11 protein-coding genes are annotated in these 12,171 nt (G+C 69.8%); 4 read left to right on the forward strand and 7 right to left on the reverse strand.

From position 1 onward, the window contains the following. The first annotated feature begins 58 nt into the window (after nucleotides 1–58). The gene (locus tag ACLJQE_RS04100; protein WP_410637571.1) at nucleotides 59–634 is read left to right on the forward strand and encodes a hypothetical protein; all 576 of its coding nucleotides are present in this window, start codon (nucleotides 59–61) and stop codon (nucleotides 632–634) included. Here ACLJQE_RS04100 and ACLJQE_RS04105 read toward each other — a convergent pair. From ACLJQE_RS04105 to ACLJQE_RS04125, 5 genes are all read right to left on the reverse strand, one after another. Beyond that, the gene (locus ACLJQE_RS04105; RefSeq protein ID WP_410637572.1) at nucleotides 624–1,118 is read right to left on the reverse strand and encodes an SRPBCC family protein; all 495 of its coding nucleotides are present in this window, start codon (nucleotides 1,116–1,118) and stop codon (nucleotides 624–626) included. The two genes, ACLJQE_RS04100 and ACLJQE_RS04105, sit on opposite strands and share 11 nt — an antisense overlap. A gap of 185 nt (nucleotides 1,119–1,303) precedes the next feature. Continuing rightward, nucleotides 1,304–3,607: an oxidoreductase gene (locus ACLJQE_RS04110; protein ID WP_410637573.1), complete on the reverse strand. Its 2,304-nt coding sequence runs from the start codon at nucleotides 3,605–3,607 to the stop codon at nucleotides 1,304–1,306. Nucleotides 3,608–3,753: 146 nt separating this feature from the next. Continuing rightward, nucleotides 3,754–4,551 (reverse strand): amino acid ABC transporter ATP-binding protein, encoded by a 798-nt coding sequence (locus ACLJQE_RS04115; RefSeq protein WP_410637574.1) that lies wholly within the window; start codon nucleotides 4,549–4,551, stop codon nucleotides 3,754–3,756. Beyond that, entirely contained in the window at nucleotides 4,548–5,480 is a 933-nt protein-coding gene (locus ACLJQE_RS04120; protein WP_410637575.1) for an amino acid ABC transporter permease, read from the reverse strand. Before ACLJQE_RS04120 ends, ACLJQE_RS04115 begins: the two co-directional genes overlap by 4 nt. Before the next feature lie 23 nt (nucleotides 5,481–5,503). After that, complete coding sequence (locus tag ACLJQE_RS04125; protein WP_410637576.1) at nucleotides 5,504–6,442, reverse strand: ABC transporter substrate-binding protein; 939 nt, start codon at nucleotides 6,440–6,442, stop codon at nucleotides 5,504–5,506. A 148-nt stretch (nucleotides 6,443–6,590) separates the two neighbouring features. On the opposite strand from ACLJQE_RS04125, the gene ACLJQE_RS04130 reads away from it, so the two are divergent. Genes ACLJQE_RS04130 through ACLJQE_RS04140 form a run of 3 tightly spaced genes read left to right on the forward strand, consistent with a single transcriptional unit; the run spans nucleotide 6,591 to nucleotide 10,049 of the window. Continuing rightward, nucleotides 6,591–8,252 (forward strand): circularly permuted type 2 ATP-grasp protein, encoded by a 1,662-nt coding sequence (locus ACLJQE_RS04130; protein ID WP_410637577.1) that lies wholly within the window; start codon nucleotides 6,591–6,593, stop codon nucleotides 8,250–8,252. A 10-nt stretch (nucleotides 8,253–8,262) separates the two neighbouring features. Continuing rightward, nucleotides 8,263–9,210: an alpha-E domain-containing protein gene (locus tag ACLJQE_RS04135; RefSeq protein ID WP_410637578.1), complete on the forward strand. Its 948-nt coding sequence runs from the start codon at nucleotides 8,263–8,265 to the stop codon at nucleotides 9,208–9,210. Then, nucleotides 9,207–10,049 (forward strand): transglutaminase family protein, encoded by an 843-nt coding sequence (locus ACLJQE_RS04140; RefSeq protein ID WP_410637579.1) that lies wholly within the window; start codon nucleotides 9,207–9,209, stop codon nucleotides 10,047–10,049. The genes ACLJQE_RS04135 and ACLJQE_RS04140 overlap by 4 nt, the downstream gene beginning before the upstream one ends. Here the strand turns inward: ACLJQE_RS04140 and ACLJQE_RS04145 are convergent. Both ACLJQE_RS04145 and ACLJQE_RS04150 read right to left on the reverse strand, forming a co-directional pair. Next, nucleotides 10,046–10,375 carry a hypothetical protein gene (locus ACLJQE_RS04145; RefSeq protein WP_410637580.1) on the reverse strand — a complete coding sequence of 110 codons (330 nt, stop codon included), beginning with the start codon at nucleotides 10,373–10,375 and terminating at the stop codon, nucleotides 10,046–10,048. The two genes, ACLJQE_RS04140 and ACLJQE_RS04145, sit on opposite strands and share 4 nt — an antisense overlap. A 243-nt stretch (nucleotides 10,376–10,618) precedes the next feature. Then, nucleotides 10,619–12,037, reverse strand: a complete 1,419-nt coding sequence (locus tag ACLJQE_RS04150; protein WP_410637581.1) for a M20/M25/M40 family metallo-hydrolase — start codon at nucleotides 12,035–12,037, stop codon at nucleotides 10,619–10,621. Nucleotides 12,038–12,171 lie beyond the last annotated feature (134 nt).

Genomic DNA, 12,171 nt, shown 5'->3' on the forward strand with positions numbered 1-12,171 from the left:
TCCAGGTCGGCGCGAAAAAGGACGCGCGGGCGGGTGAGCCGCCGCTTAGGCTCAGGTCATGACCCCCGTCCAGCCGGCCGGCGCCCTCACTCCGGAGGAGGCGCGGCACCTGCAGGAGAACCTCCGGGAACCCGTGCGTCCCGGGCTGAGCGAACCCGAACTCGACGACGTCGAGCGCCGGTTCGGCTTCCGCTTCGCCGCGGACCACCGGACGTTCCTGTCCGCCGGCGTCCCGATCGGCGACCGCTGGCCCGACTGGCGCTGCGGCAACGTCGAACAGCTGCGCAAACGCTTGGCCTGGCCGGTCGACGGCGTGCTGTACGACGTCGAACACAACGGCTTCTGGCTGCCGGACTGGGGCACCCGCCCGGTCGGCCCGGAAGACGCGGTCCGCGAAGCCCGGCGGCGCCTGGCCGACGTGCCGCAGCTGGTGCCGGTGTGCGGGCACCGGTACCTGCCCGGCCTGCCGGGCGCGGTGGGCTACCCGGTGCTGTCGGTGTACCAGACGGACATCATCGTCTACGGCAGTGACCTGCGGGATTACCTGCACCGCGAGTTCGCGACGGGCGGCATCAGCACGGCCCCACCGGACGGCCCGCGCTACATCCCGTTCTGGTCCCGCTTCATCGACTAGCCTCGGCGGCCCGCTTCAGCCGGGCCAGGGTGGCGGCGATGTTGGCGGTGTTGGCCCGTTCCCGGTCCCAGACCCCGGTGACGGTCGAGGTCGCGACCTTGAACCACGCCGGCCGCCGTTCCCACATGCTTTCGACGACGACACAGCCGTCGCGCCCGGGTTCGAAGTCGTACTGCCAGCGCGCGACGGGCAACCCGGCAACCGAGGTGACCTCGAAACCGAACCGGCGCCCGGGCTCGGCGTCGGTGATGGTGGACAGGGTGCTCCACCGCCGCAACCCCCGCCGGTTGCGGCCGCGGAACTTCGCACCGACGACGGGTCCGGAGGCACCGCCGACCCACCGGTGCCCGGCATATTCCTCGGCAACACCCGCGAGCGCCGCGGGATCACTGACCAGGGCGTACACGGTCTCGGGAGCCGCATCGATCTCGATCCGGCCGGTGACGTCGGGTGCGTTCAAGAAAACCTCCACACTGAGGGACATACCGAGGGTATGTCAGAGACCGCCGTTGGGTAAACGGCCTGTGGATGCCCACCGAGTGATGTGGACAGCCGGTGCCGGAAACGCCGTTACGGCCGGGTCTGTCAGCCCCCGGCGATAGACTGGACCTGGGGACGCCCCCCGGAGAGGGTGGGGGCTGGGGTTGGGGAGATCTGGCCGGCCGTCGCTCAGTTGTCGCGGCGCAGCATGCGGCTGACACCCGCCGCCACGGTGGTGGCCAAGATCCATCCTGAGGCTGTGAAGCCCGCCGCCACCCAGTTGTCCGGGCCGTGCATGTACCACCTCGACTTGTTGCCGAAGTCGACGATCGGGACCAGCAGGTCGGCCGTGTAGATCACCGGGTTCCACTGCAGGCCGGTGTCCTGCTGGTTCACCACGCAGCGCGGGCCGCTGGCCACGAAGCGGCCGGACTTGTCGTTGACGCAGTTGTCGGAACCCAAGCCGAACCAGAGGCTGCCCAGTACCAGCAGTGTCAGGAGCCAGCCGAGGGCGCGGACCGGGCGGTAGCCGTAGCCGACCATCGAGCGCTGGAGCCAGCTCCACAGCCGCACTCCCGGGCCGAAGAACTTGAAGCCGCCGGCCAGCGCTTCGTACCTGAACTGCTGCTTGCGCAACGCCACCGTCGAGGCGTGCTCTTCGTTCCCGGCCGCGCGCAGCATGTGCGCGAGCTGGTCGTACGGCCCTGGCCGGTAGCCGCGCATGGCCTTGCGCAGGAGCTCGATGCGCTCGTCGAGGGCCTTGTCGTCGGCGAGGGGGATGCCCTTCTTCAGCGCGTCGTAGCGGAAGTCCTCCAGCTCGATGCCGTCGGAGGCCGCCCAGAACTGCTTGTTGTCGCTCAGCGTTCCGCAGTGGGCCCGCCTCAGCACGATGCGGCCCGCCGGTGGGCTGCTCGGGGTCAGGATGAACTCGTCCGAGGCGACGTCGCCCGCGTCGAGGGCGACGCCGAACGGGGGGAGTGAGCCGAGCTGGGAACCGCGGAGGTCCACGCGGCGGGCGACCTGGGCGCCGTCGAGGTTCACGCCGCCTTCGGCCACGAACGGGCGGCCGTTGGCGTCCCGGAGCGTCAGGTCGCGGCCGACCCGGCCGGTCCGGACGTCGAGGGAATAACTGCTGGTCGCGCGGCGGCCCGGGTCGGTCAGCCGGGTGCCCGCCAGGTTGATGCTGCCGCCGACCTCCACACCCTGCAGGCGCAGCGTGCCGTGGATCGTGGCGTCGGTGAGCTGGAAGTTGCCCGCGATCTTCGACCGGCGCGCGGAAAACACGTCCCGGCCCGGGTGGCGGAACATCGAGTTCCAGGCCAGGAAGTTGCCGCCGACGGTGACGTCGGCCAGCCGCAGCTGTCCCGTCGGCACGCGCAGGCTCGTCGCCTCGATGTCGCCGCCGATCTCGGTGCCGTCGAGGTGCAGGGCGCGGTCGTAGTACGGCACGGTCTTGCCGCGTTCGACGCGGATCTCGGCGCCGGCCAGCCGCAGCGAGCCGCCGATCCGGGCGTTGACCATCCGCAGCGTGCCCAGTGCCTGCAGGCCGTCGGACAGCTCGACGTTGCCGTCGACGCGCAGCCGGTCGGCGACCAGCGCCGGCCGCGGGTCGATGTACGGGTCGTTGGACTTCCACGCGTCGACGGCGATCGGGCCGTGCTGGGACACCGTCAGCTTGGCCTCGCGCAGCGAGATGTCGCTGTCCACCGTGGCGCTCGGCAGGTACATGATCCCGGTCGCGGAGAACCGCTTGCGCTGGCTGGCCGGCCCGTAGTTGTCGACCTCGCACAGCAGGCTGCCGCCGATGTGCAGGCCGTTGCCGTTGAGCGCGAAGCCGTCCGGGTTGTTCAGCGTGGCGCCCGAGAAATTGACGTTACCGCCGGTCCTCAGGCCGGGGAGCCGGACTTCGCCGTTCGCGACCATCCGGTACGCCAGCAGCGCGCCGTTCAGCACGAGCCGGTCGGCGTGGATCGCCTTGCCGTGCGGGTGCGAGATCACGGTGCGGGTGAGCACCATCGAGCCCTCGATCACGGCGTCGGTCAGGTTGACCGCGGCGTTCGGCATGCCGCGTTCGCGGTCGTCACCGCGCTGGACCGTCGTCTCTTCGATCTCCCGCCGGTCCCCGTCGACCTGCACGACGCTGCGGATCAGCCGGACGTCGTTGCGGCTGCGCAGGTTGCGGGCCTTGAGCCCGGGCAGCCAGCACTTCCGGAAGACCAGGCCGAGCAGGTGCGCCTCGCGCACGTCCGGTGGCTGCTCGAACCGGCAGCGCTCGAACCGGAAGAGGTACTTGAGGTCCGCGGCCCGCAGGTCCAGCGTCCCGGTGATGTAGGCGTCCTCGACGTAGACGATCGGGGCGTTCGTGGCCTGCCGCCGCCAGCGCATCAGGCCAGCGCTGCCGGGTTTCAGCAGGTCGGAGGCCTTGACCTCGTAGCGGCGGTCCGGAATGCCCGCGAAGGGGTCCAGCGGTGGCAACGCGCTTTCGGTCGACATGCCTGCCCCCTCCCTCACCCGCCATCAAGGTAGCGAAAAAACGGCGGAAACGGTGCCGGAACACCGTTTCCGCCGCACTCTGCTTCTTCCGGGGGCTCCGGGTGGCGGAGCCCCCGGCTGGGGCGAAGCCCCGGATGTCACAGCCCTCAGGCGTTGGGGTTCAGCACCCGGGCCAGGAAGGACTTGGTCCGCTCTTCGCGCGGGTTCCCGATGATCTGCTCGGGCGGTCCCTCTTCGACGACGACGCCGCCGTCCATGAACAGGACCTTGTCCGCCACCTCGCGCGCGAACTGCATCTCGTGGGTGACGACGACCATGGTCATGCCGTCCTTGGCGAGCTGCTTCATCACGCCGAGGACGTCGCCGACGAGTTCCGGGTCCAACGCGGACGTCGGCTCGTCGAACAGCATCAGCTTCGGCTTCATCGCCAGCGCCCGGGCGATGGCGACGCGCTGCTGTTGCCCGCCGGACAGCTGCGCCGGGTAGTTCTTCGCCTTGTCCGCGAGGCCGACGCGCTCCAGCAGCTCGAGCGCGCGCTGCCGCACCTCGGCCTTCGGCTCGCGCCGGACCTGGATCGGCGCCTCCATGACGTTCTCGATCGCCGTCATGTGCGGGAAGAGGTTGAAGCGCTGGAACACCATGCCGATGTCCTTGCGCTGGAACGCGACCTCGTTCTCGCGCAGCTCGTGCAGCTTGTCGCCGCGCTGCTTGTAGCCGACGAGCACGCCGTCGACGTAGAGCCGGCCGGCGTCGATCTTCTCGAGGTGGTTGATGCAGCGCAGCAGCGTCGACTTGCCCGAGCCGGACGGCCCGATCAGGCAGAGCACCTCCCGCTCGCGCACCTCGAGGTCGATGCCCTTGAGGACGTCGACACTGCCGAAGCTCTTGTAGATCTTCTGCGCCGAGACCACGGGGGTCTTCGGCTCGGCGACCTCGGTGGTCATGTGACGTTCCCTCCGCCCCGGCCGAACACCCTCGACCGCCAGCCAGCCCGCTGGACGACGTCCCGCGAGGTACCCCGCGCGAAGCGCTTCTCGATCTGCATCTGGATCAGGGTCAGCACCGACGTCATGAACAGGTACCAGGCGGCCGCCGTGATCAGCAGCGGGACCGTCTTGTAGTTCTGCGAGTAGATGGTCTGCACCGCGACCATCAGCTCGAAGTACCCGATGGCCACGACCAGCGACGTCGTCTTCAGCATGGAGATCGTCTCGTTGCCGGTCGGCGGGATGATCACCCGCATCGCCTGCGGCAGGATGATCCGCCGCAGCGTCTTCGTCCGGCTCATGCCCAACGCGCTCGCCGCTTCCAGCTGGCCCGAGTCGACCGACTGGATGCCACCGCGCACGATCTCCGCCATGTACGCGGCCTCGTTGAGGCCGAGGCCGAGCAGGGACGCGGTGAACTGGGTGATCAGCTGGTTGGTGTCCCAGCTGACGAACTCCGGTCCGAACGGGACGCCCAGGCCGAGGCGCGGGTAGGCCAGCGCCAGGAAGTTCCAGATCACCAGCTGCGTGATCAGCGGCGTGCCGCGGAACAGCCAGATGTAGATGCCCGCCGCCCCCGAGGTCAGCGGGTTCGGTGAGAGCCGCATCACGGCCAGCAGGATGCCGCCGACGATCCCGATCAGCATCGAGATCACGGTCAGGATCAGGGTGTTCTGCAGGCCGCGCAGCACCCGGTCGTCGAAGAGGTAGTCCCCGACGACCGGCCACTGCAGAGCGTCGTTCGTGATCACGCTGCGGACCACGATGAACGCGACGAAGAGCACGATCACCCCGGCCACCCAGCGCCCGTAGTGGCGCACCGGGACGGCCTTGATGGGCTCGGCGTCGTTCGGCGCCTCGGCGGGAGGCGCTTCGGAGGAACTCAAAACCACGTCCTAACTCGACAGACTCAGGAGGCCGGGTTGATCTCCGACTTGGTGACCGCGCCGGCGGCGTTGAGACCCCACTTGTCGAGGATCTTCTTGTACGCGCCGCTGTCGATCAGCTTCTGGATCGCACCCTGGACGGCCTTGCCGAAGTCACCGCTGTTCTTCGGCAGCACGATGCCGTACGGCGCCGTGTCGTACGGCGCGCCGACCGACTCGAGCTGGCCGTTGGTCTGCTTGACCGCGTAGTCGATGACCGGGGAGTCGGCCAGCTCGCCCTGCACGCGCTTGGCGGTGAGGGCCAGGTTGACGTCGGTCTGGGCCTGCAGCTGCGTGACCTCGATGGCGGGCTTGCCCGCGCCGGTGCACGCGGCGTTCTTCTTGTCGAGGTCCTCGACCTGCACGGTGCCCTTCTGGACGGCGACCTTCTTGCCGCACAGGTCGTCGATCTTCAGGCCGTCGGGGTTGCCCTTCAGCACGGCCAGCGAGGTACCCGCGCTGTAGTAGGAGATCATGTCGACCGACTGCAGCCGCTCGGCGTTGATGCTGAACGACGACATCGCCAGCTCGTACTTCTTGGCGCCGATGCCGGGGATGATCCCGTCGAACGCGGCGTTCTGGAAGTCCATCTGCACGCCGAGCACCTGGCCGATGGCGGTGCCGAGGTCGACGTCGAAGCCGGCCGGCTTGCCGTTGTCGACGAACTCGTTCGGCGGGTAGCTCTGGTCCTGGCCGACCACGATCTTGCCGTCGGCCTTGACGTCGGCCGGCACCATGGCGGCCAGCGCGTCGTCCTTGGCAACCGTGCCTGCGTCACCCGATCCGGTGCCCGGCGCGGGCGCGGAGCTGCTGGTGCCCACGTTGCCCGCGCCACTCCCTCCCGCTCCGCACGCCACGGTCAAGCCGACCAGGGCGAACGCAGGCAGCAGGGCGATCGCCTTGAGCTGGGTTCCTCGGGCCACGTCGTCACTCCTCGTAGTTCTCAGGTTCTGAGAGCACGCATATTGCCACTCATCCATACCAAAGCACAGCACCGTGAAGTTACGGCGATGTTTAGAGCGACGCGCGTCGTACCGCGGGTATCGCGCCCACCCCGTGGCGTGAGTAAGGATGTCGTTCATGAACGCCACCCCGCCGCGGCTGCCCCCGTCCGGTCGACGCGCGAGGAAGGCGGCGGCCGGCCGGATCACCCGTCCGGGAGACCGGTTCGAGGGATACCTCTCGCCGGAACGGCCGCACGCCGAGGCCTACGACGAGATGTTCGCCACCGACGGCACGGTCCGCGGCCCGTACCGGGCGCTGTACGAATCGATCGCGGCCCTCGACGCGCACGACCTCAACTCGCGGTCGCTCGCCCTGGACCGGGCGATGGTCGACCAGGGCATCACGTTCTCGCTGTCCGGACAGGAGCGGCCGTTTCCGCTGGACCTGGTGCCGCGGGTGATCCAGGCCGCCGAGTGGACGAAGATCGAGCGCGGGGTCGCCCAGCGGGTCCGCGCGCTCGAAGCGTTCCTCGCCGACGTCTACGGCGACCGCCAGATCCTGCGCGACGGCGTGCTGCCGCGGCGGCTGATCACCTCGTGCGAGCACTTCCACCGGGAGGCCTTCGGCATCAACCCGCCGAACGGCGTGCGCATCCACGTGTCCGGTGTGGACCTGGTGCGGGACGAGGAGGGCACCTTCCGGGTGCTGGAGGACAACCTCCGCAACCCGTCCGGGGTGTCGTACGTGATGGAGAACCGGCGCACGATGGCCCGGGTCTTCCCGGACCTGTTCGCCCAGCACCGGGTGCGACCGGTCGGCGACTACGCGTCGCACCTGCTCCGGGCGCTGCGTGCGGCGGCCGCGGCGAACGTCGCCGACCCGACGGTCGTCGTGCTCACCCCCGGCGTGCACAACTCGGCGTACTTCGAGCACTCGCTGCTGGCCCGGCTGATGGGCGTCGAACTGGTCGAAGGCCGCGACATGTTCTGCCGCGACAACGTCGTCTACCTGCGGACCACCGAGGGCGAGCGCCAGGTCGACGTCGTCTACCGGCGGATCGACGACGAGTTCCTCGATCCGGTGCACTACCGGCCGGACTCCGTGCTCGGCGTCGCCGGCATCCAGAACGCGGCCCGTGCGGGCAACGTCGTGGTCGCGAACGCGATCGGCAACGGACTCGGCGACGACAAGCTCGTCTACACCTACGTGCCCGAGATGGTGAAGTACTACCTGAACGAGAAGCCGCTGCTGCCCAATGTGGACACCTTCCGCTGCTGGCTGCCGGACGAGTTCGACCACGTCATGACCCACCTCGACGAGCTGGTCGTGAAGCCGGTCGACGGCTCCGGCGGCTACGGGATCGTCTTCGGGCCGGAGGCGACGAAGAAGGAGCTGGACACGTTGCGGCGCAAGGTGCGCGCGCACCGGCGGGGCTGGATCGCGCAGCCGGTGGTCCAGCTCTCGACCGTGCCGGCCAAGGTGGACGACCGGCTCGCGCCGCGGCACGTCGACCTGCGGCCTTTCGCCGTCAACGACGGCAAGGAGATCTTCGTCCTCCCCGGTGGCCTGACGCGGGTGGCGCTGCCGGAGGGCAGCCTGGTCGTCAACTCCTCGCAGGGCGGTGGCTCGAAGGACACCTGGGTGCTGGCGTCCCGTGCGTCGACGGCCGAGCGCGAGCTGGAGCAACCCGCGCTCGGCACCATGTCCACTGTGGATGGACTGGCCGCCGAGCAGGGGCCGGAACTGACGACGTCCCAGCAGCAACAGCAGCAGCAACAGCAGAGCTAGGGGGGTTCGCATGCTCGCACGCAACGCGGAATCGCTGTACTGGATCGGCCGGTACGTCGAACGCGCCGACGACACCTCCCGCATCCTCAACGTCTCGGTCCACCAGCTGCTGGAAGACGCGACCGTCGACCCGGACCAGGCGAGCCGCCAGCTACTGGCCGTCCTGGGCATCGACCCGGAGGGCGCGGAGTCGCTGGACGTGTGGAAGCTGACCGAGCTGGTGGCGTACGGGAAGGACAACCCCGCGTCGATCGTCGGCTCGATCAACTCGGCGCGCGAGAACACGCGCGGCGCCCGCGAGGTCGTCTCGACCGAGTTGTGGGAATGCCTGAACGCGACGTGGAACGCGGTGCCCGACCGGCAGCGCTACGCCCGGCGCGCCGGCCCGCACGCGTTCCTGTCGTTCGTGGAGGAGCGCGCGGCGATGTTCGCCGGCCTCGCCGATTCGACGATGAGCCGCGACGACGGCTGGCTGTTCATGGTGCTGGGCCGCTCGATCGAACGCGCCGACATGGTGGTGCGGCTGCTGCTTTCGCGGGTCGCGGACCGCGCGTCCTCGCCGGGCTGGATCACGGTGCTGCGCTCGGCCGGCGCGCAGGACACCTACCTGCGGACGTACCGGGGCGCACTGGACGCCGGCCGCGTCGTGCAGTTCCTGCTGCGGGACACGCTGTTCCCGCGTTCGGTGTTCCACGCGCTGCGGCAGGCCGAGGAGTGCCTGCAGCGGCTCGACCCGGGCGGCGGCGCGCGCACCAACGAGAAGTCGGAGGCCCTGCGCGAGCTCGGCCGGGCCCGCAGCGAGCTGGAGTTCCTGCGCCCGTCGGAGCTGCTCACCGACCTGCCGCGCCGGCTGACGGCACTGCAGACGTCGATCAGGGAAATCGGGGAAGCGGTTTCATTGCAGTACTTCAGCACGTCGCCGTGGGTGGCGTGGAGTGGCGCGGAGGTTTCGCTGTGACGTGGCAGCTGCGGGTGGCGCACCGGACGGGGTACCGGTACGCGACACCGGCGACGCAGTCGTACAACGAGGCCCGGCTGACCCCGCGCTCCGACCGCCGCCAGACGACGGTGGCGACGCGCATCGAGACGACCCCGGCCACCCGCGCCTACCGGTACACCGACTACTGGGGCACGACGGTGACGTCGTTCGACCTCCACGCGCCGCACACGGAGTTCACCGTGCTGGCGACCTCGGTGGTCGAGACCGCGGACGAAGCCGAACCGATCCGCACGGCGTCGTGGAAGGACTTGCGTTCCGACACGGTCGTCGACCACCGCACCGAGTACCTGACCCCGACCGACTACACCCCGCGCGACGTCACGCTGGCGCGCGAGGCCCGCGCACTGCGGCGCGGGCTGGACCCGGCGGACGCGGTGCTGGCGGTCTGCGAGTGGGTGAACAAGCAGCTCAAGTACCAGCCGGGAACCACGGGCGTCCACTCGACGGCGACCGACGCCTGGCAGGCGCGCGAAGGCGTGTGCCAGGACTTCGCGCACGTCACGCTGGTGATGCTGCGCGCGATCGGGGTGCCGGCGCGGTACGTGTCGGGGTACCTGCACACGAAACCGGGCGCGAAGCTCGGCGAGGTCGTCGAAGGCGAGTCCCACGCGTGGGTCGACGTCTGGACCGGCGGCTGGTGGGCGTACGACCCGACGAACGCGATCCAGGTCGGGCCGCGGCACGTGTGGGTGGCCATGGGCCGGGACTACGCGGACGTGGCGCCGCTGAAGGGGATCTTCACCGGGGGTGGGCAGTCCATTCTGGACGTCTCGGTGCAGCTGACCCGGCTGGCCTAGGCGGTCCGTTCGTCGAGCAGGTTCCGCAGGTGGTCGATGGTGGCGCGGACGTCGTTTTCCCACTTCCGCGCCTCCTCGTCACCGCCCTTCGCGGCGTCGAGCTGGGCGAGCACCCAGGTGCGGATCAACGCGGTCGGCTGGACGTTCCGTTCGACGGCAAGCTGCCTGAGTTCCTCGATCCGGTCGACGGGGATGCGCACGCTGTAGACGGCGGTGGGGTTCTTGGACGGCCGCTGGTGCCGCACCCAGTTGACCTCGGCGTCGGCGCCCGGATCGGCCTCCGCGGCCTCTGCCACGCGAGCGAGAAGTTCTTCGTCCGTGATCACGAAACCTCCCAAATTCCTTGATAAACCTGCCGGGTCCGCTTGTCCGCGGGCCAAGCCGTCGCAACCAGCCAAACACCGTCCGGCGGATGTTGGTCCGGCAGCAGGACCACCACTGTCAGCGCCGCCTCCACTGCGTGCTCCGGTCCGATGCCCAGGAAAGTATTACACGGTAATACAAACTCGATCGAGGCAACACCAAAGCCGGCGCGTCCCAAGGTTGGAACGCGCCGGCTCGGGAAGACTTCAGCCGCGGGCGTGGGCGTCCAGGATGTGGGCGACGGCCTCGGTGACCTGCTGCGCGTAGCCGAGGTGCAGCCACTCGTCCGGCACGTGGATGTTCGAGTCGGCGCCGCACGCGCCGGTGACCAGGAACTGCGCCTCCGGGTACTTGCGCGAGAGCAGGCCCATGAACGGGATCGACCCGCCCATGCCGGTCGCGCGGTGCGGCCGGCCGAAGACCTCGTCGCTGACCGTGCGCAGGGCCGTCGTCAGCCAGGGCGACTCGGTCGGTGCGTTCCAGCCGTTCTCCGCCTGCGGCGCGTCGAGCGTGACCTTCGCGCCGTACGGGACGTCGGTGGTCAGGACGCGCTTCACGGCTTCGAGCGCCTTCTCGGCGTCGACCGTCGGCGGGAGGCGGAAGCTCAACGTCAACGTGGTGCTCTCGCGCAGGACGTTGCCGGCGTCGGCGGGCTTCGGGAAGCCGTCGGCGCCGATCACCGACAGCGTTGGGCGCCACGCGTTGTTGAGCATCAGCTCCAGCGCGTCCTCGGTGATCACGCGGCCGCCTTCGACCAGCGGGAACGCCTTCGACAGCGCCTCCGGGAAGTCCTGGGAGACGGCCTTGAGCTCCGACAGCCGGTTCGCCGGGACGTCGACCTTGAGCTCGTCCAGCAGCAGCTCGCCGGTCGCGCTGTCCTCGAGGCGTTCGATCAGGTGCCGCAGGATGCGGAACGAGCTGGCGACGACACCGCTGGCGACGCCGGAGTGCTGCGCCGAGCCCAGCAGCTGCACCGTGACGTCGAGGTGCAGCATCCCGCGCAGGCTCGTGACCAGCCACAACCGTTCGTAGTCACTGCCGCCGGCGTCGAGGCAGACCACCAGCGAGACGTCGCCGATGCGGTCGGCCAGGTGCTCGACGTAGGCGGGCAGGTCGGGGCTGCCGGACTCCTCGCCGGTCTCCAGCAGCAGCACGATGCGGGCGTGCTCGCCGCCGGCCGCGTGCACGGCTTCGATCGCCGTGGTCGCCGCGTAGCCGGAGTAGCCGTCGTCGACGGACCCGCGGCCGTACAGCCGGCCGTCGCGGATCACCGGGGTCCACGGGCCGAGGCCTTCGGACCAGCCGCCGACCGGGGGCTGCTTGTCGAGGTGGCCGTACATCAGGACGGTGCCCTTGTCCGCCGCGCCCGGGGTCGCCGGGACGTCGACGAGCAGGACGGGGGTCCGGTCTCCGAGCTGCACGACCTCCAGGCTCGCGCCGGGCAGGCCGCGCCCGGCGATCCACTCGCGGACGTGGTCGACGGCGGCGGCGAGGTGGCCGCTCTTCGCCCATTCGGCGTCGAAGGCCGGGGACAAGGCGGGGATCGCCACCAGCCCGGACAGGCTCGGGATGACGTCGTTGGTCCACGACGACACGACGGATTCACGCACGGATTTTTGCTCCACGCCGCCATCGTGCCACGCGCGTCCCGACGTGCGGCACGTCACAAGGTCGCTCACCCCTCGTGAGTGGTTAGGGGGTGGGAACCCCCCTAAACCCCTCACGACCCCTGGTGAGCACGCGCGTCGATTCCCTACGC

The sequence above is a fragment of the Amycolatopsis sp. lyj-346 genome (genome assembly GCF_046548975.1).
In the GTDB taxonomy this organism is placed as follows: domain Bacteria; phylum Actinomycetota; class Actinomycetes; order Mycobacteriales; family Pseudonocardiaceae; genus Amycolatopsis.